The sequence below is a fragment of the Allonocardiopsis opalescens genome (assembly GCF_003002095.1).
GTDB classification, from domain to species: Bacteria; Actinomycetota; Actinomycetes; order Streptosporangiales; family Streptosporangiaceae; genus Allonocardiopsis; species Allonocardiopsis opalescens.
This window is the reverse complement of the sequence record NZ_PVZC01000001.1, coordinates 1438422-1462498: the sequence shown is the minus strand read 5'-3', so window position 1 is coordinate 1462498 and position 24077 is coordinate 1438422. Positions and strand designations below refer to the sequence as shown.

Sequence of the window (24077 nt, the reverse complement as noted above, 5' to 3'; positions counted from 1 at the left end):
GGTCGTCGGGCGAAGGGCACCACCTCCAGGCGCTCGCCCGGCGCGGGTTTCGGGTGCGGATGCGGGCGTCGGGAGCGAGCGGAGGGCATGCGCCACCAGGGTGGCGCGCGGACGCGGCGAGCCGGTGCGGGATGCGCGGGCCGGCGACGCATCCCGCACCGGTAGGTGGAGGAGCCAGGCCGGCTGTCACTACCAGGCCGGCTCACTCCGGGGAAGGCGGCCGGTCGCGGCGAAGGGCGACGACGGCCGCGCTGAGGCGCGGAGAGGGAGGGTGGCGGGGGGCGGGACGGGTCGGGAACGGTTTCGGGTCTCTGGCTTGGGAGCGCTCCCACGAGGGGCCCTCCGGCCGTGGCGCGTAAGGGGGGACGCATGGTCGGCCGGAGGGAGTCTCGTTGTGATCTCAACCACTGGGAGCGCTCCCACGGAGAAGGGTAACCGCGGCGAAACATCCTGTAAACCCGGCAGAATCCACAATTCCGACGAGTTTCGCCCGGGCGGCGGCGGGATCAGATAACGGCTGATCACAGCGGCGGCCCGCCCGCGATCACGCGGGCGGGCCGGCCGGTTCGCGGGCTCAGGACAGGCCGAGCAGGCCGTCGATCCCGACCGTGACGGGCTCGGGCAGCCCGGCCACCCGGCGGACGCCGAGCAGCACGCCCGGCATGAAGGACTCGCGGTGCAGGGAGTCGTGCCGGAGCGTGAGGGTCTCGCCGTGGGTGCCCAGGACGACCTCCTGGTGGGCGATCATCCCGGCGATCCGCAGCGCGTGCACCCGCACTCCGGCGATGTCGGCGCCGCGCGCGCCGTCCAGGGCGGTGGTGGTCGCGTCGGGGGCCGGTCCCGCCCCGGCCCGGGCGCGCGCCTCGGCCACCAGCTCGGCGGTGCGGACGGCGGTCCCGCTAGGCGCGTCGACCTTGCCGGGGTGGTGCAGCTCGACGATCTCGACGGAGTCGAAGAACGGGGCGGCCTTCACCGCGAAGTGCATCATCAGCACGGCGCCGATGCCGAAGTTGGGCGCGATCAGCACCCGCACGTCGGGGCGACCGGTCAGCATGCCGCGCACCTCGGCGACGCGCTCCTCGTCGAAGCCGGAGGTGCCCACCACGCCGTGCACGCGGTGCTCGGCCAGCCAGCGCAGATTGTCGAGGACGACATCGGGGCGGGTGAAGTCCACCGCCACGTCGGCCGCGGCCAGCGCCTGGCGGTCGTCGCCGTCGTCGACCGCCGCAACCAGTTCGAGGTCGTCGGCGCCCTGCACGGCCTTGACGACCTCGGCTCCCATGCGCCCTCGGGCGCCCAGCACTCCCACCTTGATCATGGGGAAACGCTATCGGAAACCGCGCGGGCGCCGCCGGGCCGGCGCGGCCGCGCGGTGCCTTTCGGATGGCGCGCGCCACCCGGGTCGGCGCAGCGGCGCGGGATTTCGCAGCGCGCCGCAACGCCCTCCGCACCAAGGAAGGGAAAGGCGTGCCGTGGGTGTGCCACGGTTAATCGGAAGGCGGCGGACGCGTCCGGAGAAATGGCGGACCGGGAGCGCGGTCGCGCCGCCGGAGTCGGGCGGGCGCCTCGGCGCCGGCGCCGTGTGCTGGGCTTTCCGTCGGGATCGCGGCCGGCGAGCACCACGCGGGCGGGGCGGGCGGCCGCGTTCCGCGTACCAGGGAATGCGGCGGGAGGACGCAGGGAGAACCCGGTCGGCGAACCGCTCCCCCGTCACCGGAAAGGACGGCGAGCACCGGCTGGAAATGGCACCGGATCCAGTGCGGAAAAGGACGGCCGCGCCATCCGGATCCGGATTCGGCCGCGCGGGAAAAGCGCCGCGGCGGTGCGGTCCGCGCGGCGCGGGAGGGTCAGACCGCGAACTCGCGGTCGGCGTGGTAGGGGCCGATCACCGCGAGGCTGCGCGGCCGGGCCAGCACGTCGGCCGCGATGGCGCGCACGTCGTCGGCGGAGACCGCATCGATGCGGCCCAGCAGCTCGCCGACCGAGGGGAGGGTGCCGTAGACGAGCTCGCTCTTGGCCAGCCTGCTCATCCGCGACTGGGGGTCCTCCAGGCCGAGCACGAAGGAGCCGCGGACCTGGCCCTTGCCTCTGACCAGCTCCTCCTCGGTGATGCCGTGCGCGGCGACGTCGCCGATCTGGTCCAGGCAGACCGCGAGCACGTCGTCAATCTTGGCGGGCTGGCAGTCGGTGGCCACCGCGAAGGAGCCGGTGTCGGCGTAGCCCGAGGTGAAGCTGTAGATGGAGTAGGCGAGCCCGCGCTTCTCCCGCACCTCCTGGAACAGGCGCGAGGACATGCCGCCGCCGAGGGCGGCGTTCAGCACGCCCAGCGCGAACCTGCGGTCGTCGGTGCGGGCCAGGCCGGTGCCGCCGAGCACCAGGTGGGCCTGCTCCGTGGTCCTGGAGCGCACCTGGACGGCCGTGCGGGCCGGGTCGGGCTCCGTGCCCAGCCTCGGGCCGCACGGCAGCGCTCCGGCCGCCTCAGCGGCGCCGAGCGCGGGCGCGAAGGCCGCGCGCACCTGGTCCACGACGGCGTCGTGCTCGACATTGCCCGCCACCGCGACGACCAGGTCGGCCGGGCGGTACCTGGCGCGGTAGTGCTCCATGATCCGGTCGCGGCCGAGCCGCCCGATGGTCTCGGGGGTGCCCAGGATCGGCCAGCCGAGCGGGCTGTCGCCGAACAGGGTCTCGGCGAAGAGGTCGTGCACCAGGTCGCCGGGCTCGTCGTCGACCATGGCGATCTCCTCCAGGATCACCTCGCGCTCGGCCTCGACCTCGCGAGGCTCCAGCACCGAGCCGGTGAGCATGTCGCCGAGCACGTCGACGGCGAGCGGCAGGTCGGCGTCGAGCACCCGCGCGTAGTAGCAGGTGTACTCCTTGCCGGTGAAGGCGTTGTGCTCGGCGCCCACCGCGTCCATCAGCGAGGCGATCTCCATGGCGGTGCGGCGCCGGGTGCCCTTGAACAGCAGGTGTTCGAGGAAGTGGGTGGAGCCGGCGTGCACGGCGTCCTCGTCGCGGGAGCCGACGGCCGCCCACACGCCCAGAGCGGCCGAGCGCACGCCGGGTAGGAACTCGGTGACGACGCGCAGGCCGCCGGGCAGCACGGTGCGCAGCACCGGGCCGGCGCCGTCGGCCCCGTCGAGCAGGGTGAGCGTGCTGCCGGGCGGCTGCTCGGCGGCGGTCGGCTTGTCGTGCACCACTGGATTCACCCCTGCGCGCTGAGCGCTGCCGAAACGACGGTGGAGCGGCCCCGGACGGGGCCGCTCCACCACGTTATCCGTGATGAGCCGTCAGACGGACTCAGGTGTTCTCGCCGCTGCGGGTACGGCGCCGGCGGCGGTCGCCGCCCTCGGCCCCGGAGGCGTCGGCCTCCGGCTCGCCGCCGCCCTCGCCCGCGGCGGCCGCCTCGGCCTCCACGACCTCGACCGGGATGAGCGAGAGCTTGCCGCGGTCGTCGATCTCGCGGATCTCGACCTGGATCTTCTCGCCGACCTTGATGACGTCGTCGATGTTCTCGATCCGCCTGCCGCCGTGCAGCTTGCGGATCTGCGAGACGTGCAGCAGGCCGTCCTTGCCGGGCAGCAGGGAGACGAACGCGCCGAAGGTGGTGGTCTTGACCACCGTGCCCAGGTAGCGCTCGCCGACCTCCGGCATGTGCGGGTTGGCGATCGCGTTGATCGCGTCGCGGGCGGCCTCGGCGGCCGGGCCGTCGGCGGCACCCACGTAGATGGTGCCGTCGTCCTCGATCGTGATCTCGGCGCCGGTGTCGTCCTGGATCGAGTTGATCATCTTGCCCTTGGGGCCGATGACCTCGCCGATCTTGTCGACCGGGACCTTGATGGTGAGGATGCGCGGCGCGTTCGGGCTCATCGCGCCGGGGCGGTCGATGGCCTCGCGCATGACGTCGAGGATCGCCAGCCGCGCGCCCTTGGCCTGCTTGAGCGCCGACGCCAGCACGGAGGCGGGGATGCCGTCGAGCTTGGTGTCGAGCTGGAGCGCCGTGATCAGGTCGCGGGTGCCGGCGACCTTGAAGTCCATGTCGCCGAAGGCGTCCTCGGCGCCGAGGATGTCGGTCAGCGCCACGAACTCGCCGCCCTCGCTGATCAGGCCCATGGCGATGCCCGCCACCAGGTCCTTCAGCGGCACGCCCGCCGCCAGCAGCGACATGGTGCTGGCGCAGACCGAGCCCATCGAGGTGGAGCCGTTGGAGCCCACCGCCTCCGACACCTGCCGGATGGCGTACGGGAACTCCTCGCGGGAGGGCAGCACCGGGATCAGGGCGCGCTCGGCGAGCGCGCCGTGCCCGATCTCGCGCCGCTTGGGCGAGCCCACCCGGCCGGTCTCACCGGTGGAGTACGGCGGGAAGTTGTAGTTGTGCATGTACCGCTTGGTGCGGTCGGGGTTGAGCGTGTCGATCAGCTGCTCCATGCGGAGCATGTTCAGCGTGGTGACGCCCAGGATCTGGGTCTCGCCCCGCTCGAACAGCGCCGAGCCGTGCACCCGCGGCACCACGTCGACCTCGGCCGTGAGCTGGCGGATGTCGCGCGGGCCGCGGCCGTCGATGCGGACCTGCTCGCGGATGACCCGCTCGCGCACCAGCTGCTTGGTCAGCGACCGGTAGGCGGCGGAGATCTCCTTCTCGCGGCCCTCGAAGGACTCGCCCAGCTTCTCGGCGGCCAGCGCCTTGACGCGGTCCAGCTCGGTCTCGCGCTCCTGCTTGGGAGCGATGGTGAGCGCCTGGGCCAGCTCCGCGCGCACGGCCTGCTCGACGGCGGCGTAGACCTCGTCGGTGTAGTCCAGGAAGAGCGGGAACTCCGCGGTCTCCTTGGCGGCGGAGGCGGCCAGCTGCCGCTGCGCCTCGACCAGCACCTTGATGAACGGCTTGGCCGCCTCAAGGCCCTCGGCGACGCTCTCCTCGGTGGGGGCGACGGCGCCGTCGGCCACCAGCTGGAGGGTCTCCTTGGTGGACTCGGCCTCGACCATCATGATCGCGACGTCGCCGTCGTCGAGCACCCGGCCGGCCACCACCATGTCGAAGGTGGCGCGCTCCAGCTCGGGGTGGGTCGGGAAGCCAACCCACTGGCCGTCGATGAGCGCCACCCGCACGCCGCCGATCGGCCCGGAGAAGGGCAGCCCGGCGAGCTGGGTGGACAGCGACGCGGCGTTGATGGCCACCACGTCGTAGAGGTGCTCGGGGTGCAGCGCGAGGATCGTCTCGACGATCTGGATCTCGTTGCGCAGGCCCTTGACGAACGACGGGCGCAGCGGCCGGTCGATCAGCCGGCAGGTGAGGATCGCGTCCTCGGACGGACGGCCCTCGCGGCGGAAGAACGAGCCGGGGATGCGGCCCGCGGCGTACATGCGCTCCTCGACGTCGACCGTGAGCGGGAAGAAGTCGAGGTTCTCCTTGGGCCGCTTGGACACCGAGGTGGCCGAGAGGACCATGGTCTCGTCGTCCAGGTACGCGACCGCGGAACCGGCGGCCTGACGGGCCAGCCGGCCCGTCTCGAAGCGCAGCGTCCGGCGCCCGAACGCGCCGTTGTCGATCACTGCTTCAACGGAATAAACGCCCTCCATGGGCGACCTCCTTGGGAGTGGTCAAGTCCGCAACCCGTCCCGGGAGTCTCTTCGGCGCCGTTGTCGTCTGATAACCGGCCGGTCATCGATCGAAGCCCGCGGAACAGTGCGTTCCGGCGGACCACTACCGAGGACCGGCCACGGGCGCGGCGGCGGCCGGTGCCGGGAAGCGGAGCTGGTTGCGATGGAGTTGTGAGGGTCCGGGCGGCGGCGCTCGCGCGCCGCGCGGCCCGGACGCAGGAGGGGGAGCGGCCGGCGGCCGCTCCCCCGTCGTCCTAGCGGCGCAGGCCGAGGCGCTCGATCAGCTTTCGGTACCGCATGATGTCGACGTCCTGCAGGTACTTCAGCAGGCGGCGGCGGCGGCCCACGAGCAGCAGGAGTCCACGCCGACTGTGGTGGTCGTGCTTGTGGAACTTGAGGTGCTCGGTGAGCTCGTTGATGCGGTGGGTGAGCAGCGCCACCTGCACCTCGGGCGAACCGGTGTCGCCCTCGGCGGTCGCGTACTCAGAAATGATCTTGCTCTTGGTGGCGGTGTCGAGCGACACGGCACTCCTTCTTCTCAAAACGGCGCGCGTGCACGGACGTGCCTCGTGCCATGCTTCACCATTGCACGAGGTCCGGCAACCATGCGCGCCCACAGTCGCCGGATGGGATGGCACAGGCCGGGGTCCGCAAAACCCACTGGACGTCACTCGTGCGGGGGGCCTGACGGCTCGCTCGCTCACAAGTAGCCCACCTGTGCGTCTTCACGCTACCACGCGCACCGACCGCTTTCGGCCGGGCCGCCGCCGGCCCGGTCCGGCGCGCCGACGCCCCGCTCAGGAGGGGCGGGTGACGCGCCTGGCGTGCGCCACGTCGCGGGTCATCTCGGCGATGAGCTCGTCGACGGAGTCGAAGCGGAGCATGGGCCGGATGCGCTCGGCGAAGTCCACCGCGACGTGGCAGCCGTAGAGGTCCAGGTCGGTCTCGTCCAGGGCGTAGGCCTCGACGGTGCGCTCCTCGCCGGCGAAGGTGGGGTTGGTGCCGACGGAGATGGCCGCGGGCCAGGAGGCGGCCGCCTCGCCGGGCTCGGGGTAGGCCGGGCAGTGCATCCAGCCGGCGTACACGCCGTCGGCGGGCACGGCGGTGTACGGCGGGGTGTCGAGGTTGGCGGTGGGGAAGCCGAGCAGCCGGCCGCGCTGCGCCCCGCGCACCACCACGCCCTCCACCCGGTGCGGCCGGCCCAGCAGTGCCGCCGCCTCGGCCACGGCCCCCTCGGCGACCAGGGCGCGGATGCGGCTGGAGGAGGTGGGGACGCCGTCGGCGTCGAGGTCGGCGGCGACCGTGGCGAAGCCGAGGGCCTCGCCCAGCTCGCGCAGCGTCTCGACGTCGCCCGACGCGCCGCGGCCGAAGCGGAAGTCCTTGCCGACCACCACGGTGGCGGCGTGCAGCCGCTCGACCAGGGCGTCGCGGACGAAGGCGCCGGGTTCGAGCGCGGCCAGGTCGCCGGTGAAGGGCACCAGCACCGCGGCGTCGACGCCGAGCCCGGCCAGCAGGTCGATCCGGCGGCGCAGGGTGGTGAGCAGCGCCGGGTGGCCGCCGGGCCGCAGCACCTCGCCGGGATGGGGGTCGAAGGTGAGGACGACGCTGGGCGCGCCCAGTTCGCGGGCGCGCCGCACCGCGAGTTCGACGATGCTCCGATGGCCCCGGTGCACCCCGTCGAACACGCCGACCGCGACGACGGACCGCTCCAAGTCCTCGGGCACCTCGCCGAGTCCGTGCCAACGCAGCACGTCTGCGCTCCCTTCCCGGATCGGGCGGAGATCTCCTGCGACTCCCCGGTCAAGCCTGCCATGCCGGCGGGCCCGCTCCGACATCGAGGCGGCGTGATCTGGGGCATGCGCCGCGGCGCCGCGCCCGCGGGCGGATCAGCCCGCCGGGGCGAAGACCACGGTGGGCTTGGCCTGCCGGCCGACCTCCTCGGCGAGCGCCAGCACGCTGCCGTCCGGTCCGAACAGCCCGATCGGCCCGGGGCCGAGCCGCGCGGCCGGGATGCGGCCGCCGTGCGCGATCCTGCGGGCCTCGTCCTCGGTGAGGTCCCGCCGGGGGAAGGCGGCCGCGACGGCGTCGTCCAGTCCGACCACGTCGAAGCGGGCGGTCAGTTCCTCCAGCGTGCGGGCCTGGTCCAGGCCGTAGGGCCCCACCCGGGTGCGCCGCAGCGCGGTGAGGTGCCCGCCGACGCCGAGGCCGGCGCCGAGGTCGCGGGCGAGGGCGCGGATGTAGGTGCCGCTGGAGCAGACGACGCGCGCGTCGACGTCGACCAGGGTGCCGTGCGGGTCCTCGACGCGGCGCAGCGCGCCGACCGCGAACTCCGACACGGTGACGGTGCGGGCGGCCAGCTCCACCCGCTCCCCCGCGCGGGCGGACTTGTAGGCCCGCCTACCGTCGACCTTGATCGCGCTGACCTGCGGCGGGACCTGCTGGATCGGCCCGGTCAGCCGGGCGGCGCCCGCGCGCACCGCCGCCTCGCCGACGGCGTCGGCCGGGACGCGCCCGACCGGTTCGCCCTCGGCGTCGTCGGTGTTGGTGCTCTCGCCCAGCCGGATCGTCGCCTCGTACACCTTCTCGGTCAGCGCGAGGTGGCCGAGCAGCTTGGTCGCCTTCTCCACGCCCACCACCAGCACGCCGGTGGCCATCGGGTCGAGGGTGCCGGCGTGGCCGACGCGCCGGGTGCCGGCCAGCCGGCGGACGCGTGCGACCACGTCGTGCGAGGTCCAGCCGGCCGGCTTGTCCACGACGACCAGGCCGCTGTCAGCCATCGGTGTCGTCGTCCTCGTCCTCGTCCCTGCGCGGGACGCGGTAGGGGTCGGGGTCGCCCGCCGGGCTCGCCGCGGCCGCCGCCCTGGCCACCTCGGCGTCGGCCTGCCTGGCCTGGGCCAGCAGGTCCTCGATGTGCTGGACGTTGGCCTGCACCTTGTCGGGCACGAAGGTCAGGGTGGGGGTGAACTTGACCCCCGTCTGCCGGCCCACCTCCGAGCGGATGACCCCGGTTGCGCTGGCCAGGGCGGCGGCGGTGCCGGCCTGGTCGGTGTCGGAGCCGTAGACGGTGTAGTACACCGTCGCGTCGCGCAGGTCGGGGGTGACGCGCGCGTCGGTGACGGTGACGAAGCCCAGCCTCGGGTCCTTGATCCGGCGCTTGAGCATCTCGGCGACGACCTGCTGGATCCGGTCGGCGAGCTTGCGCGCGCGAGCCGCGTCAGTCATGGTCGCTCACTCCTCATCGTTGAAGATCCGGTGCCGGGCGGAGAGCAGCTCGACCTCCGGCCGGGCCGCGACGAGCCGCTCGCAGCGGTCCAGCAGCTCCTTGCAGTGCGCGGCGGTGGAGGCCGCCACCGCGACACCGATCTCCGTGCGGCGGTAGACGTCCTGCTCGCCCGTCTCGGCGACGGACACCGCGAACTTGCGGTGCAGCTCGGCGACGATCGGGCGGACGACGGAGCGCTTCTCCTTCAGCGAGCGCACGTCTCCGAGCAGCAGGTCCAGAGTCAGTGCACCGACGTACACTCCAGGATTCACCTCGTGGTGGGGGGCGGCGCGCCGGTTCGCCCGGTGCGCCGCGGGTCGGGGATGTTCGCCGGACGGCAAGGCCGGGGCCCCGGCGCGCACGCGCGCCGGGGCCCGGCTCGACCGCGTCAGTCGCGCGGCTTCTCCTGCATCTCGTAGGTCTCGATGACGTCCTCGACCCGGATGTCGCTGTATCCGATGCCGATACCGCACTCGAAGCCTTCGCGGACCTCGGTGGCGTCGTCCTTGAACCGCCGCAGGGACTCCACGGTGAGGTTCTCGGAGATGACGACACCGTCGCGGATGAGGCGCGCCTTGGAGTTGCGCCGGATCGTGCCGGAGCGCACGATCGAACCCGCGATGTTGCCGATCCTGGGCACCCGGAAGACCTCGCGGATCTCGGCGGTGCCGAGCTGCACTTCCTGGTACTCGGGCTTGAGCATGCCCTTGAGGGCCGCTTCCACTTCCTCGATCGCCTGGTAGATGACCGAGTAGTAGCGGATGTCGACGCCCATCCGGTCGGCCAGCTCCTGGTTCTTGCCCTCGGGACGGACGTTGAACCCGATGATGACCGCGCCGGGGTCGCCGGCGGCGAGGTTGATGTCGTTCTGGGTGATCGCGCCGACACCTCGGCCGATGACCCGGATGTTCACCTCGTCGCCCACGTCGATCTTGAGCAGCGCGTCTTCCAGCGCCTCGACCGAACCGGACACGTCGCCCTTGATGATGAGCAGCAGTTCCTCGCGCTCACCCTCCTTGAGCCTGCTCTCCCAGTCTTCCAGCGAGACGCGGCGGGAGGTCCTGGCCTGCTGCGCGAAGCGCTCGCGCGCCTCCCGCTGCTGGGCGATCTGCCGGGCGACGCGGTCGTCCTTGACGACCAGGAAGTTGTCGCCCGCGCTCGGCACGTTGGTCAGGCCGAGCACCAGCACAGGGCGCGAGGGCGGTGCCTCGTCGACCTGCTCGCCCTTCTCGTCCAGCATCGCCCGGACGCGCCCGTAGGCGTCGCCGCAGACGATCGACTCCCCGACGCGCAGGGTGCCGCGCTGCACCAGGACGGTGGCCACCGAGCCGCGGCCGCGGTCGAGGTGCGCCTCGATCGCCAGGCCCTGGGCGTCCTGGTCGGGGTTGGCCCGCAGGTCCAGCTCGGCGTCGGCCGTCAGCACGATCGACTCCAGCAGGCGGTCCAGGCCGAGCCGCTGCAGCGCGGAGATGTCGACGAACTGGACGTCGCCGCCGTACTCCTCAGCCACCAGGCCGTACTCGGTGAGCTGCGCACGGACCCGCTGCGGGTCGGCGCCCTCCTTGTCGATCTTGTTGACGGCCACCACGATCGGGGCGCCCGCCGCCTTGGCGTGGTCGATCGCCTCGGTCGTCTGCGGCTTCACGCCGTCGTCGGCCGCGACCACCAGCACCACGATGTCCGTGGCCTGGGCACCGCGGGCACGCATGGCGGTGAACGCCTCGTGACCCGGGGTGTCCATGAAGGTGATCTTGCGCTCGACGCCGTCGACCTCGGTGCTCACCTGGTAGGCGCCGATGTGCTGGGTGATGCCGCCGGCCTCCTTCGCCACCATGTTGGTGCTCCGGATGGCGTCCAGCAGCTTCGTCTTACCGTGGTCGACGTGGCCCATGACGGTGACGACCGGCGGCCTGGCCACCAGGAGCTCGTCATCGCCCTCGTCCTCGCCGTACTCGATGTTGAACGACTCCAGCAGCTCGCGGTCCTCGTCCTCGGGACTGACGATCTGGATCTCGTAGTTGAGCTCGGCGCCGAGCAGCTGCAGGATCTCGTCGCTGACGGTCTGGGTCGCGGTGACCATCTCGCCGAGGTGCATCATGACCTGCACCAGCGAGGCGGGGTTCACCCCGATCCGGTCGCCGAAGTCGGCCAGCGAGGAGCCGCGCGGCAGCCGGATGGTCTGGCCGTTGCCGCTCGGGATCTTCACGCCGCCGAACGACGGCGCCTGCATGTTGTCGAACTCTTGGCGCCGCTGCTTCTTGGACTTGCGGGCGCGTCCGGGACGGCCGCCGGGACGGCCGAAGGCCCCCGCCGTACCGCCGCCGCGACCGCGGCCGCCACCAGGGCGGCCACCGCCGCCGAAGCCGCCGCCGGCACCCGGACGGGGCGCTCCCGCGCCACCGCCGCCACCGCGCGGACCGGCGCCGACACCGCCCGGACGGCCACCGCCGCCGGGACGGCCGCCACCGCCGCCAGGACGGCCACCGCCGCCGGGACGGCCGGCTCCGCCACCGCCGCCCGAGGGGCGGGAGGACGGCATGCTCAGCGGGTTGGGCCGCGGACCGCCTGGACGGGGTCCGCCCATACCGGCCGGGCTGGGGCGCGGACCGCCGGCACCAGGGGCGCCGGTGCGCCCGCCGGGACCGGGGCGCGGACCGCCGGAGCCGCCGGGACGCGGCGGACGGTCACCGCGGTCGCCGCGCTCGGCGCCGGGACGGGGCGCGCCGGGACCGGGCTTGGGGCCCGGCTGACCCGGGCGCGGGCCCGGCTTGGCGCCCATGCCGCTGGCGTTCGTCGCGAACGGGTTGTTGCCGGGGCGCGGACCGCCCGGACGCGGACCCGGCTTGGGGCCGGGCTTGGCGCCCTCGGGCCGCGGGGCGCGCTCGGCGCCGCCCGGCCGGGCGGCCGGACGCGGCGCGCCGCCCTCGGGACGGCTCGGGCCGCCCTCGGGGCGGCCGCCGCCGCGCTCGCGCTCACCGGGGGCGCGTCCGGCTCCCGGCTTGGGAGCGGGGCGCGGACCCGGCTTGGGTCCTGGGCGCGGGGCACCGCCGGCCGGGGCGCCGTTCGCACTGCCGGGCGTACCGGCGGCCGGGCTCGGCCGCGCGGCCGGGCCGGGGCGCGCCGACGGCGCCTGAGCGCCCTCGGCCGGAGCGGCCGGCGCCTCGGGGCGGACGGGCGCGCTCGGGGCGGCCTCCGCGTCGGACCTGGTCGTCTTGTTGGGGGCGCTCGGGCGGGGCGGCGCGGGGCGCCTGTCACCCGACCGGCCACCGCCGGACTTCTTGTCGGCGGGACCGCCGAACGCGTCCTTGAGCCTTCGTACCACCGGCGCCTCGATCGTGGAGGACGCCGATCGTACGAACTCGCCCATCTCGTTGAGCTTGGCCATCACGGCCTTGCTCTCTACACCGAACTCCTTGGCGAGTTCGTATACCCGGACCTTCGCCACTGCTCTCCTCTATCTCGGTCCGGGCCACGGGAGTGTTGTGCCGGACCGTCGCTACCTTGACGTACTCATCGCCGCGTGCTCATCGAGCGCTCATCGCAATCTCGGCCCACTTCCGATTCGGTACATCCACTGGTGGTCAGCGGACGCCAACAGCACGACATTCCCTCACAAGCGGCTGATCCGCCGATCGTGACCATCGCGCAACCTATCTGGACATGCCAGTGGCCGGGCCATCCTCAGATGCCGTGATCCGGGTGCGGAGCCGTGTGGTGTCGGGCGGACGCGCGAGCCGGAAGGCCCGCGTGAACGCCCGGCGCCGCTCCGCCAGCTCAAGGCACCGGGAGGAGGGGTGAATCGACGCACCCCTGCCCGGCAGCCGCCCGTTCGGATCGGGGACGATGACGTCCTCGACCACGACCAGGCGCAGCAGGTCAGACTTTGCCGCCCGGGACCGGCAGCCCACGCACGTGCGTACGGGGGTCTTCCGGTCACCGCTGTCCAGTCTAGCGCGCCGAGGCATCGGCCGGACCGGACACCTGCTGGGTGTCTTGGACGGGGCGCTCGGGCTCGGCCGGCGCGGCGTCCGAGCGGATGTCGATCCGCCAGCCGGTGAGCCGGGCCGCCAGCCGCGCGTTCTGGCCCTCCTTGCCGATCGCCAGCGACAGCTGGTAGTCGGGGACGGTGACCCTGGCGACGCGCTGCTCGCTGTCGACCACATTGACGTGGCTAACACGTGCCGGCGAGAGCGCATTCCCCACGAAGGAGGCGGGGTCGTCGGAGTAGTCGACGATGTCGATCTTCTCGCCGTGCAGCTCGGTCATGACATTGCGGACCCGGCTGCCCAGCGGGCCGATGCAGGCGCCCTTGGCGTTCACGCCCGGGCGGTTGGAGCGGACCGCGATCTTGGTGCGGTGGCCGGCCTCGCGGGCGATGGCCGCGATCTCGACGGTGCCGTCGGCGATCTCGGGGACCTCCAGCGCGAACAGCTTGCGCACCAGGTTGGGATGGGTGCGCGACAGGGTGACGGAGGGCCCGCGGTGGCCCTTGCGCACCTGGACGACGTAGCAGCGCAGCCGCTCGCCGTGCTTGTAGGTCTCGGTGGGGACCTGCTCCTGCGGCGGGAGGATGGCCTCGATCCGGCCGAGGTCGACCAGGACCGAGCGGGGGTCCTTGCCCTGCTGGATGACGCCCGCGACGACGTCGCCCTCGCGGCCGGCGTACTCGCCGAAGGTGAGTTCGTCCTCGGCGTCGCGCAGCTTCTGCAGGATGACCTGCTTGGCGGTGGTGGCGGCGATCCGGCCGAAGCCGCTGGGGGTGTCGTCGAACTCGCGCAGCACCTCGCCCTCGGCGCCGACCTCGGCCGCCCAGACGGTGATGTGGCCGTTGGAGCGGTCCAGCTCCACCCGGGCCGGGGTGTTCTCGCCCTTGGTGCGGTGGTAGGCGATGAGCAGGGCGTCCTCGATGGCCTTGACCACGAGGTCCACCGCGATGTCCTTCTCGCTCTCCAGGCTGCGCAGGACGCTCATGTCGATATCCATCGCCGATCCCCCATCTACTCCGCGTCGCACGAGCCCTGGGCCCGACGGAACTCCACTTGAACCTTGCCGTTACCCAGCTCGCCATAGCCGAAGCCGCGCTGCTCGGCGCCCACTTCCAGTACGACACCGGCGTCGTCGGCCGATACGACCCGCCCCTCGACCTCGCCTCCCGAGGCCAGCGGCGCCCGGACCAGCCGGCCCGCCGCGCGCCGCCAGTGGCGGGGCTCGCGCAGCTCGCGGTCGACGCCCGGCGAGGTGACCTCCAGGACGTAGGGGGCGCCGCCCATGGCGTCGGAGGAGTCGAGGGCGTCGGACACGGTGCGGCTGGCCTCGGCGATGTCGTCGAGGGAGACGCCGTCGTCGGCGTCGACCACCACGCGCAGCAGGCGGCGGCGCCCGGCCGGGGTGACCTCGACGTCCTCCAGCTCCAGACCGGCCTCGGCGACGACCGGCTCCAGCAGGCGCACGAGACGGGCCCTGCGAGCGTCGGCGCTCATCGTTCCTCCTCGTGTCAACCGCTGTGCGGCGCGGCACCGGATCCGGCCTCCCGGACGCGCCGCGCCGGGCGCGCCGCCCCGCGGCCGCCCGCTCGGCGGGTGGCTCGGCCGACGGTGCCGGTGGTGGAGATGCCGCCGCCCTGGACTCAGCGTATCCGTTGGCGGACGAGCCCTGGCGCTTTCACCCGAGAGGCGGGCCTGCCATGGGAAGATTACATTCGATCATGGGGCCGGGTGGGATTCCACCCGGTTCGAGCCCGCTCGCGCCCGCGACAGGCGCCGTCCGGGAGGACCTTCGTTGCTGGACCATCCCACGACCCGGCGAGCGCTGCTGGGCGGAGCGCTCGCGGCGGGCTCCGCCGCGGCGCTGAGCGGGTGCGACGCCGGGTTCCTGTGGAACCCTCCGGTCGAGCCCGACCCCGACGCGGCCGTGCTGGACGCGGCCGTGGCCACCACCCTGGCGGCCATCGGGCACTACGAGGCGGCGCTGGCGGCCGGCGGCGGCGACACCGACCGGTTCACCGCCTTCCTGGCCAACCACCGCGCGCACCTGGTCGAGCTGCGGCGCCGGCTGCCGCCGCCGACCGACGACATGCCGCCGCCCCCGGCCGCCACCGCCGCCCCGCCGGCCGTCGACCCCGCGCAGGCGTCCACCGGGCGGCTGCGCGAGCTTGAGGAGGAGGCCGCGCGGGCGCGGCTGGAGCAGCTGGAGCGCAGCAGCGCGCCGCGGCTCGGCCAGCTGCTGGCCAGTATCGGCGCCTGCGAGGCCGCGCAGGCGTCCCGCCTGGGAGGGGACCTGTGAGCCGTTCGCCCGATCCCGCCGAGTCCACCGCCGACCCCGCGCTGGCCGCGCTGCAGACCGCGCTGCGGGCCGAGCACGCCGCGATCTTCGGCTACGGGCGGCTCGGCCCCGAGCTGAGCGGCGGCCGCCGGCAGCGGGCGGTCCGCGACATCGAGGCGCACCGCGCGCGGCGCGACGGGCTGCGCCGGATGGTGCTGGACCGGGGCGGCGTCCCCGAGCGCGCCGCCCCCGCGTACGAGCTGCCCGGCGAGCCGGACGGCGCCGAGGCGGCCGCGCGGGTGGCGGCGCAGCTGGAGTGGGCGACGGCCCGCGCGCAGCTGGCGCTGGCCGCCGTGCCCGACCCCGAGGTGCGCGCCGCGGCCGGGGCCGCCCTGCAGGACTCGACCCTGCGCGCGCTGTCGTGGTCGGAGGCCGAGGTGCCGGCCTGGCCCGGCTACCCCGACGACGCCTTCGCCGGCGCCCCCTCGCCCTCGCCGGCCCCGGCGGCCGACTGAGCGCGGCCCGCCGCGCGGCGGGTCAGCCCTCGGCGGCGATCCGCTCGGCGACGAGCTCGACCACGGAGTCCAGCGGCACCTCGGAGCGCTCGCCGCCGGCGCGGTCGCGCAGCTCAACGACGCCGTCGGCGAGGCCGCGGCCGACGACGACGGAAGTGGGCACGCCGAGCAGCTCGGCGTCGGTGAACTTCACGCCGGGCGACGCCTTGCGGTCGTCCACGATGACGCGCAGCCCGCGGGCGCGCAGCTCCTCGCCGATGCGCAGCGCCACCTCGACCTGGTCGGCCTTGCCGGTGCCGATGACGTGGACGTCGGCGGGGGCGACCGCGCGGGGCCAGATGATGCCGCGGTCGTCGTGGGACTGCTCGACGATGGCCGCGACCAGCCGCGAGACGCCGATGCCGTAGGAGCCCATGGTGATGCGGACCGGCTTGCCGTCGGGACCGAGGGCGTCGACCTCGAAGGCGTCGGTGTACTTGCGGCCGAGCTGGAAGATGTGGCCGATCTCGATGCCGCGGTCGATGCGCAGCTCGCCGCCGCAGACCGAGCAGAGGTCGCCGGCCCGCACCTCCACCGCCTCGACCTGGGCGTCGATGGCGAAGTCGCGGCCGGCGACGACGTGGGCGGCGTGGAAGCCGCGGCGGTTGGCGCCGGTGACCCACTCCGTGCCGGGCCGCACGCGGGGGTCGGCGAGGTAGCGGATGCCGATCCCGGCCAGCACCTGCGGGCCGATGTAGCCGCGCACCAACTCGGGGTGCTCGGCCCAGTCGTCGGCCTCGAACAGCTCGACGGAGGCGGGCGCGAGCGAGGACTCGGCCAGCCGCTTGAGGTCGACGTCGCGGTCGCCGGGGACGCCGACGACGACCACCTCGTACTTGGTCTCGCCGGGCTGGGTGACCTTGAGGACGACGTTCTTGAGGGTGTCGGCGGCGGTGTAGGTGCGGCCGAGGTCCATCGCGTTCAGGCGGTCGACCAGCGACTGGATGGTGGGGGTGTCGGGGGTGTCCAGCTCCAGGAGCGCCGGGACGGCCGAGGGGTCCGCGGCCGTGTCGGGCACGACCGTGCGCACCGCCTCGGTGTTGGCGGCGTAGTCGCAGTTGGTGCAGGACACGTAGGTGTCCTCGCCGGTGGGCGCGGTGGCCAGGAACTCCTCGGAGGCCGAGCCGCCCATGGCGCCGGAGACGGCCGACACGATGCGGTAGTCGACGCCGAGCCGGTCGAAGATGCGGATGTAGGCGCCGCGGTGCGCGGCGTAGGAGCGGCGCAGGCCGTCGTCGTCGAGGTCGAAGGAGTAGGAGTCCTTCATGTGGAACTCGCGGCCGCGCAGGATGCCGGCCCGGGGGCGGGCCTCGTCGCGGTACTTCTCCTGGATCTGGTACAGGGTGACCGGGAAGTCCTTGTAGGAGGAGTACTCTCCCTTGACCAGCAGCGCGAACAGCTCCTCGTGGGTGGGGCCGAGCAGGTAGTCGGCGCCCTTGCGGTCGGTCAGCCGGAACAGCAGGTCGCCGTAGTCGGTCCAGCGGCCGGTCGACTCGTAGTACTCGCGGGGCAGCAGCGCGGGCAGCAGCAGCTCCTGCGCGCCGATCGCGTTCATCTCGTCGCGCACGACGCGGGCGACGTTCTCCAGCACGATCTTGCCGAGTGGCAGCCAGCTGTAGACGCCGGGGGCGGCGCGGCGCACGAAGCCGCCGCGGACGAGGAGCTTGTGGCTCGGCACCTCGGCGTCCGCGGGGTCCTCGCGCAGGGTGCGCAGGAACAGTGTCGACATCCGCAGCAGCACGGCCACTCCCAGGTACTCAGAGCAGAAAAGAAGACGGGTGGGAATGGCACAGGTTATCGAACAACCGGGGGTCGGCGGCCGAATTCGCCCCGCCCGGGGCGGACGCGCATCGGGGCACCGGGCGTGAGTCCACGCCCGGCGCCCCGCTCTCCTGACGGCGGACTGCCCCTCATCCGGATCAGCCCACCCGGCCCCCTCCGCAGCCGCCGTCGAGGAAGTCCTTAGTGTGCCCAGTACTTCCCCGGTCGCGCATCGACGAGATGACTGGGTATCACGGCCGGCGCCGCTAGGGTGGTCGCGACGGCGGCCGGGCCGCGGCCCAGGCCCCGCGGCGGGCCGACGCCGTCGAAGGGGGTCCGACAGTGTCCGCTGGGTCCGCTGCACCCGACGCACCCGGTGCGCCCGCCTCCCGGCCGGCGTCCGGCCGGCCCGAACCGCTGGTCGGCCGGGAGGCCGAACTGATCGCGCTGGCCTCGCTCACCGCGCGCGCGGCGGCGGGCGAGGGCGGCTGGCTGGTGCTGGGCGGCCGCACCGGCGCGGGCAAGAGCCGGCTGCTGGCGGCGGCCGTCCGCCAGGCCGAGCAGGTCGACGGCCTGCGGGTGCTGGCCGCGCCGGCCGGCGGCCCTCCGTCCGGGTGCCCGCTGCTGGCGCGGCTCCTGGCGCCGCTGGCCGGTGAGGAGCCCGGCGGGGCGCTGCCGGCGCGGCAGGAGGCGGCGCTGCGCCGGCTGCTGGCCGGCGAGCCGGTGGAGGCCGTCGGCCGGATGCCGGTGGCGGTGGCCGTGCTGAACCTGCTGGCGCGCGCGGCCGAGCGCCGGCCGCTGCTGGTGGCGGTGGACGACGCGCACGACGCCGACGACGCCACCCTGGAGGTGCTGGCCTTCGTGGGGCGCCGGCTCTCCTCCACCGGGGTGGCGCTGCTGCTGGCGGTGGACCCGCGCCGGCTGGGCGCCCCGCACGCCGCCGGGCTGCCGATGCTCGAACTCGGGGCGCTCGGCCCCGAGCACGCGCTCGTGCTGCTGCGGCGGCTGGCCCCCGACATCGCGCCGGGAGTGGCGGCCGAGCTGCGCGCCCTGGCCCGGTGCTGCCCGATGGCGCTGACGGAGCTGGTGGGGGCGCTGACCGAGCGGGAGCGCAACGGGTCCGAGCCGCTGCCGCGCCCGGTCCGGGTCACCCTCCGGGTGGCCGACGCCGTCCTGGAACCGCTGGCCGGACTGCCCGGGCGCACCGCGATCCTGATGGAGGTGCTCGCGGCGGGCCCCGGCAGCGACGAGGCGACGGTGGACGCCGCCGCCCGGCTGCTGGGCTCGTCGCTGGCCGACAGCGGGCCCGCCGAGGACGCGGGCGTGCTGGAGGCGGGCGAGCGCCGCCTGGAGTTCACCGATCCGCTGGTGCGGGCGGCGCTGTACACCCGGCTGGGCGAGGCCCGCCGCCGAGCGGTGCACGCGGCGCTCGCGGCGGCCTGCACCGGCGAGGCGCGCGCCGCCGCGGGCGCCTGGCACGCCGCGCTCGCCCTCGACGGGCCCGACGACGCCGCGGCCGACCGGCTCGAGGGCAGCGTCCCGGCGCTCGGCCGCGCCTACGGGCTGCTGTTCGGGGCGCGCGCCCGCGAGCTGGCCGGCCGGGTGACCGCGCGGCCGGGGCTGCGGGCCAGGCGGCTGCTGGCGGCGGCGCGCGAGTACTGGCTGGCCGGGTACACCGAGCGCGCCCGATCCCTGCTGGCCGAGGCGGTGGAGGGCGCGCTCGACCCGGGCGTGCGCGCGGCGGCGGACGGGCTGGAGCTCACCCTGGACTACGCCTCGGGCCTGGCCGTGGAGGACACCGGTCCCCTGCTGCGGGCCACCGAGGCGATGGCGCCGTCCCATCAGGGGATGGCCGTGTCCTTCATGTCGATGGCGGCGCGGGTGGCGTACTGCGGGGGCGACGCCCGGCTGCTGGCCGCCACCGCCGACGGGCTCGACGCGCTGGCGGGCCCGCTGGCCGGGGCGGCGGGCCGGCTGGCGGCGGCGCTGCGCACCCTCACCCGCACCGACCGGATCGACGGGGAGGCGCTGCGCTCGGCGCTGGAGGCGGCGGGCACCGGCGCCGCCGCCTGGTCCATGCAGTGGTCGTGGCCGCCGCCGGAGCTGTACGTCCTGGTCGGCGAGGAGGAGCGCAGCTACCTGGGGTGCCGGGAGGCGGTGGCGGCGCTGGGCGAGGCCGCGCCCGTCACCACCCGGGCGGTGGCGCTGACCTTCGCCGCCGAGCACGAGCTGTCGCTGGGCCACTGGGACGCCGCGCACGAGCACGCCCAGGCGGGCATCGACCTGATCGAGCAGCCCGAGCACCGTCCGCTGACGGCCCGGCTGCTGGTGCAGCTCGCCCAGGTGCATGCGCTGCGCGGCCGGTTCGAGGAGGCGGAGCGGTCCGCCCGCCGGGCGCTGGCCATCTCCGTCCCGCTGCGCAACGCGCTGATCTCGGCGATGGCCTACTGGACCCTGGGCGTGATCGACCTGCTGGCCGGGCGGTCGGGCGCCGCCCTCGCGACGCTGCGGCGGGTGGTGGAGCCCGGCGGCGACGCCTGGCACCCCGTGGTGGCGCCGCAGGCGGCCGTCTCCTACGTGCGGGCCGCGCTGGACCGCGGCGAGCACGCGGCGGCCGGCGCCGTTGCGGAGCGGCTGGCCGGGACGGCCGGCGATATCGGCGCGCCCTGGGCGCGGTGCATGGCGGCGGTGGCGCGCGCCCTGGTGGCGGCGGACTCGCCCGGCCCCGAGGCGGCCGCGCGGGCGGAGCCGCTGTTCCTGGAGGCGCTCCGCGAGGCCGAGCGGGAGCGGCAGCGGCCGCTGATCCAGCTGACGGCGAGCCTCGCCTACGGCGTGTACCTGCACCGCCGCCGCCGCAGAGGCGACGCGCAGCGCCACCTGCGGACGGCGTCGGACATCGCGGTGCGGCTGGGCGCGGTGCCGTGGCAGCGGATCATCCAGCAGTACCTGCGCGCCGCCGGAGGAGCGGTGGACGGTGCCGCGCCGGCCGCCCCGGAGGCACTGACGCCGCGCGAGCGCGAGATCGCCCGGCTGGCCGCGGCGGGCCTGTCCAACCGGGCCATCGGCGAGCGGCTGTTCCTCTCGCCGCGCACCGTCGGCTACCACCTGTACCGGGTCTTCCCGAAGCTCGGGATCACCTCGCGTGCCGAGCTGCACAGGGTCGACCTGTCCGATCCGCACGAGTGAGCGCCGGTCAGGGCACCCGTCCCGGCAGCTCGGCGCGGGAGCGCAGGTCGAGCTTGCCGAACACCGCGTGCAGATGGTGGGCGACCGTGCGCGGCGACAGGAAGAGCTGCGCGGCGATGCGCCGGTTGGACAGCCCCGCCGCGGCCAGCCTGGCGACCTGCAGCTCCTGCGGGGTGAGCGGGAGGCCGCCGGCCGGCTCGGCGCGGGCGTCCTCGGCCGCCGGCGCGTCCGCGGTGTGGCGCTCGAATCCAGCGGCGGCCAGCTCGGCGCGGGCCCGCTGCGCGGCGGGCTGGGCGCCCAGCTCGGTGAACAGGCGCAGCGCGGTCCGCAGCTGCGGCCGCGCGGCGGCCCTGCGGCGGTTCCTGCGCAGCCACTCGCCGTAGTCGAGGTGCACTCCGGCCTGCACGAACGGGCGGCGCACCGCGGTGTACTCGGCGAGGGCGGCCTCGAAGTGCCGGACCGCCTGGCCCTGCACGCCGGGATCGCGCGAGGTGGTGGCCATGAGGGCGCGCACGTGGTGCTCGCGCGCCAGCGCCACGGGGTTCCGCGGGGCGCGGCCCGGCAGCACGTAGGCGAGCACGTCGGGGGTGATCTGGTCGAGCCGGCCCGCCCGCACGGCCGCCTCCACCAGCAGTGAGGCGCCGAAGGCGGCGATGAAGCGGTGCGAGGACGGGCCGTTGGGGGTGGCGATGGGCAGCAGCTGCTCCAGCGCCTCGGCCGGGCGGCCCTCGCCGAGTTCGAGCAGGCCGAGGGCGAGCCCGACCTGCGCCCTGGCCGTCCTGGCCTGCCCGGGGACCGCCAGCCTGAGCACCTCGGTGACGTGCCGGTGGCAGTCGTCCGCGCGGCCCTGGGCGGCGGCGATGTAGGCGAGGCCCCCGTGGAAGACCGCGGAGTCGAGTTCGCGCTCGCCGATGTCGACGGTGAGCCGCAGCCCTTCATGGGCGTGCACGACGGCGTCCGCCCACTCCCCCATCAGCGTCTCCAGGCAGCACAGCTGCGCGAGCACGACGGGCAGGCCGCCGGCCATACCCCGGTCGCGCAGGGTCGCCTCGGCGCGCAGGTAGGCGGCGCGGGCACCGGTGTCGTCGTAGCCGAAGGACGGCTGGAACGGCGGCGGCCACATCCACGGGCGGGGTCGCGGGCTGTCGACCCAGTGCAGCATCGCGCTGTGCAGCTCGGAGGCCGATATCTCGCCGGCGGGCAGCGTGCGGCCGTGCAGCATGGCGGCGGCGGCCGTGCCGACCCGGCGCACCGGGTTGTCGGGGGGCAGCGGCAGCTCGGCGATGGCGGCGAGCCCGGAGCCGATGGCGTCCATCGCCTCCGCGTCGAAGGCGTAGCGGACCGCCTGGAGCCGCAGTTCGGCCGCGCCGGCGGGGTCGTCGCGGGCGAGGACGGCCGCGCCGTCGGCCAGCAGGGCCATCGCGCCGGTGACGTCGCCGCCGCCGGCCAGCAGCAGCGCGTTGAGGCGGTCGCGCTCAGCGCGGGCGGCGGGGCTGTGCACGTCGACGGCGGCCCGGTCGAGCAGAATCCTGGCGTGGCCGTTGCGGCCGACCTGCCAGGCGGCGTCGGCCGCGCGCAGCAGGCGTTCGGCGCGCTCGGCCGCGCCGGGGCTGAGGTCGGCGGCGCGCTCCCACATCGGCGCGGCGGCCGCGATGCCGCCGTGCCTGGCGGCCCGCCGGGCCGCCTGGTCGAGCAGGTCGGCGACGGCCGCGTCGGGCTCGGTGCGGGCGGCGGCGAGGTGGATGGCCTGGCGCGCGGTGTCGCCGGCCCGCTCGAAGACGGCGCCCAGGGCGGCGTGCACGGCGCGCTGCTGCGCGGACGGGGCGGCCTGGCGCAGGTACCAGCGCATCAGCGGCTGGCTGAACACGATGCGGTCGCCGTCGGCGCGCACCAGGCCCGTGTCGGCCAACTCGGCGAGGGCGGTGTCGGGCAGGCCGAGCAGCCGCACCGCCTCGCCCACCGCGGCGCGGCGGCCGGTCTCCTCCAGCGCCACGACCAGCAGCGCGTGCGCGGCCTCGGGCTCCAGTCCGGCGGTGGCGGCGCCGACGGCGCGGGTGAGTGCGTCGCCCAGCGGCAGCCGGTCGGGCAGCGGCAGCCGCCCGCCCCGCATACCGGGGCTGAGCAGCCGGGGTAGGGTGCGCAGCGCCAGCGGGTTGCCCGCCGCCTCGGCCAGCAGCCGGGCCCGTACGGGGGCGGCCAGCTCGGCCTCCTGGTCGTCCAGCACCCGGGCGGCGGCGTCCTCGGGCAGCGGGCCGAGGGACAGCTCGGGCAGTACGCGCAGCGGGTCGTCGGGGCCGGGGCGGCGGCCGGCGCACAGCAGCGCGATCGGGTCGCCGGAGACGCGGCGGGACACGAAGGCGAGCACGTCGGCGGAGGCGGGGTCCAGCCACTGGACGTCGTCGGCGAGCAGCAGCAGCGGGGCGTCGCCGGCCAGCTCCGCCAGCAGGGTGAGGGTGGCCAGCGCGACCAGGAAGCGGTCCGCCGGCGCCTCCTCCATGGCGAGCGCGCCGCGCAGCGCCGCCGCCTGGTCGCCGGCGAGCACGTCGACCCGGGCCAGCACCGGCAGCAGCAGCTCGTGCAGGGCGGCGAAGGGCAGCGCCGCCTCCAGCGGGGTGCCCGCGCAGGAGAGCACGATCATGCCGTCGGTCACCGTGCGCACATGCCGCAGCAGCGCGGTCTTCCCCGCGCCGAGGTCGCCGCGCACCGCCAGCGCGCCGCCCCGCCCGGCACGGGCGGCGGCGACCAGGTCGAGGAGCTGCTTGGACTCCCCTTCCCGGCCCGGCGGCGGCACCGTCGGCGACGCGTGGTCACGCGCGTTGGGCATCGCTCGGTCCTCGAGGTCAGGGGGGATGGCGGCGTTACGGTGAGCGATCGTTTCAGCCTAACGTTTTTACCGTGTTCTCCCGGCAACGTGCGCCGAAATCGCCCAAAGTTCCGGTTCGTCGCGGCTTCGCGCTGTTCAGGCACGAACGGCACCGTCCACGCCATCGTGTGCGCTACGGCCGTGCTCCGGGGATAATGGCCGCATGAGCCGACCCGAGCCGCACCTTCCCTTGTGGAACCCCGGTGCGCCGAGCCCTGTGCGATCCAACGGCACAGCGGCGCCCTCCACCGGCCGGCTGCGCTCCCCCGACGCCGTCCGCTACGCACATGTGTCAGACCGGATTCCGTCATCCCTGGACGCCCTGCGCGGACCTGCCGACGGCGTCGTCCGGCCGCCGCTCCGGCTGGCCTGGTCGGGTATGAGGTCCTTCGACGTGGGCCGCCCGGGCATCCGTGTCGGGCTGTACCAGTTGGTGATCACCGAAGGGCTGGCGGAGGACTACATCACGTACCTCAACGCCGGGCACCTGGTGGCCGACTGGCCTGTGCTGCGCCGCGCGTTCGGACCGGTGTTCCGCACTCCCTGGGAGGAGCGCTTCCCGGAGCTGCGCCTCGCCGTCCCGCACGACTGACCG

Annotated in this window: 18 protein-coding genes; 4 read left to right on the top strand and 14 right to left on the bottom strand. The window is 74.8% G+C overall.

Annotated features, from left to right (window positions below):
• Nucleotides 1-574 precede the first annotated feature (574 nt).
• The 12 genes from dapB to rimP form a co-directional block, all read right to left on the bottom strand.
• Complete coding sequence (gene dapB / locus CLV72_RS06020) at nucleotides 575-1318, bottom strand: 4-hydroxy-tetrahydrodipicolinate reductase (RefSeq protein WP_106240494.1); 744 nt, start codon at nucleotides 1316-1318, stop codon at nucleotides 575-577.
• Nucleotides 1319-1847: 529 nt separating this feature from the next.
• On the bottom strand, nucleotides 1848-3194 hold the full coding sequence (locus tag CLV72_RS06015) for a M16 family metallopeptidase (protein WP_211302724.1): 1347 nt from the start codon (nucleotides 3192-3194) through the stop codon (nucleotides 1848-1850).
• Between the two features lie 103 nt (nucleotides 3195-3297).
• On the bottom strand, nucleotides 3298-5574 hold the full coding sequence (locus tag CLV72_RS06010) for a polyribonucleotide nucleotidyltransferase (protein ID WP_106240489.1): 2277 nt from the start codon (nucleotides 5572-5574) through the stop codon (nucleotides 3298-3300).
• A 275-nt stretch (nucleotides 5575-5849) separates the two neighbouring features.
• Complete coding sequence (gene rpsO / locus CLV72_RS06005; protein WP_106240487.1) at nucleotides 5850-6119, bottom strand: 30S ribosomal protein S15; 270 nt, start codon at nucleotides 6117-6119, stop codon at nucleotides 5850-5852.
• Between the two features lie 273 nt (nucleotides 6120-6392).
• Nucleotides 6393-7346, bottom strand: a complete 954-nt coding sequence (locus tag CLV72_RS06000; protein WP_245929881.1) for a bifunctional riboflavin kinase/FAD synthetase — start codon at nucleotides 7344-7346, stop codon at nucleotides 6393-6395.
• A gap of 135 nt (nucleotides 7347-7481) precedes the next feature.
• On the bottom strand, nucleotides 7482-8372 hold the full coding sequence (gene truB / locus CLV72_RS05995) for a tRNA pseudouridine(55) synthase TruB (protein WP_106240481.1): 891 nt from the start codon (nucleotides 8370-8372) through the stop codon (nucleotides 7482-7484).
• Nucleotides 8365-8817 carry a 30S ribosome-binding factor RbfA gene (rbfA, locus tag CLV72_RS05990; RefSeq protein ID WP_106240478.1) on the bottom strand — a complete coding sequence of 151 codons (453 nt, stop codon included), beginning with the start codon at nucleotides 8815-8817 and terminating at the stop codon, nucleotides 8365-8367. The genes truB and rbfA overlap by 8 nt, the downstream gene beginning before the upstream one ends.
• 6 nt (nucleotides 8818-8823) lie before the next feature.
• Nucleotides 8824-9117: a DUF503 domain-containing protein gene (locus tag CLV72_RS05985; protein WP_106240475.1), complete on the bottom strand. Its 294-nt coding sequence runs from the start codon at nucleotides 9115-9117 to the stop codon at nucleotides 8824-8826.
• A gap of 128 nt (nucleotides 9118-9245) precedes the next feature.
• Nucleotides 9246-12302, bottom strand: coding sequence for a translation initiation factor IF-2 (gene infB, locus CLV72_RS05980; protein ID WP_106240473.1), 3057 nt, complete (start codon nucleotides 12300-12302; stop codon nucleotides 9246-9248).
• Between the two features lie 205 nt (nucleotides 12303-12507).
• Entirely contained in the window at nucleotides 12508-12822 is a 315-nt protein-coding gene (locus tag CLV72_RS05975) for a YlxR family protein (RefSeq protein ID WP_106240470.1), read from the bottom strand.
• Nucleotides 12806-13840 (bottom strand): transcription termination factor NusA, encoded by a 1035-nt coding sequence (nusA, locus tag CLV72_RS05970; protein ID WP_106240467.1) that lies wholly within the window; start codon nucleotides 13838-13840, stop codon nucleotides 12806-12808. The genes CLV72_RS05975 and nusA overlap by 17 nt, the downstream gene beginning before the upstream one ends.
• Before the next feature lie 14 nt (nucleotides 13841-13854).
• On the bottom strand, nucleotides 13855-14337 hold the full coding sequence (gene rimP, locus CLV72_RS05965; RefSeq protein WP_106240464.1) for a ribosome maturation factor RimP: 483 nt from the start codon (nucleotides 14335-14337) through the stop codon (nucleotides 13855-13857).
• Between the two features lie 298 nt (nucleotides 14338-14635).
• Here rimP and CLV72_RS05960 point away from each other — a divergent pair, with 298 nt between their 5' ends.
• Together CLV72_RS05960 and CLV72_RS05955 are read left to right on the top strand one after the other, a co-directional pair.
• The gene (locus CLV72_RS05960; protein ID WP_106240461.1) at nucleotides 14636-15139 is read left to right on the top strand and encodes a hypothetical protein; all 504 of its coding nucleotides are present in this window, start codon (nucleotides 14636-14638) and stop codon (nucleotides 15137-15139) included.
• Nucleotides 15136-15633, top strand: coding sequence for a ferritin-like domain-containing protein (locus tag CLV72_RS05955; protein ID WP_106240457.1), 498 nt, complete (start codon nucleotides 15136-15138; stop codon nucleotides 15631-15633). Before CLV72_RS05960 ends, CLV72_RS05955 begins: the two co-directional genes overlap by 4 nt.
• 22 nt (nucleotides 15634-15655) lie before the next feature.
• Here CLV72_RS05955 and CLV72_RS05950 read toward each other — a convergent pair whose 3' ends face one another.
• On the bottom strand, nucleotides 15656-17413 hold the full coding sequence (locus CLV72_RS05950; protein WP_211302723.1) for a proline--tRNA ligase: 1758 nt from the start codon (nucleotides 17411-17413) through the stop codon (nucleotides 15656-15658).
• Nucleotides 17414-17775: 362 nt separating this feature from the next.
• Here CLV72_RS05950 and CLV72_RS05945 point away from each other — a divergent pair, with 362 nt between their 5' ends.
• Nucleotides 17776-20619 carry a LuxR family transcriptional regulator gene (locus CLV72_RS05945; RefSeq protein WP_106240453.1) on the top strand — a complete coding sequence of 948 codons (2844 nt, stop codon included), beginning with the start codon at nucleotides 17776-17778 and terminating at the stop codon, nucleotides 20617-20619.
• Nucleotides 20620-20626: 7 nt separating this feature from the next.
• On the opposite strand, the gene CLV72_RS05940 is transcribed toward CLV72_RS05945, so the two are convergent.
• The gene (locus CLV72_RS05940) at nucleotides 20627-23443 is read right to left on the bottom strand and encodes an AAA family ATPase (RefSeq protein ID WP_106240451.1); all 2817 of its coding nucleotides are present in this window, start codon (nucleotides 23441-23443) and stop codon (nucleotides 20627-20629) included.
• 202 nt (nucleotides 23444-23645) lie between these two features.
• On the opposite strand from CLV72_RS05940, the gene CLV72_RS05935 reads away from it, so the two are divergent.
• Nucleotides 23646-24074 (top strand): hypothetical protein, encoded by a 429-nt coding sequence (locus CLV72_RS05935; protein WP_245929880.1) that lies wholly within the window; start codon nucleotides 23646-23648, stop codon nucleotides 24072-24074.
• Nucleotides 24075-24077: the final 3 nt, after the last annotated feature.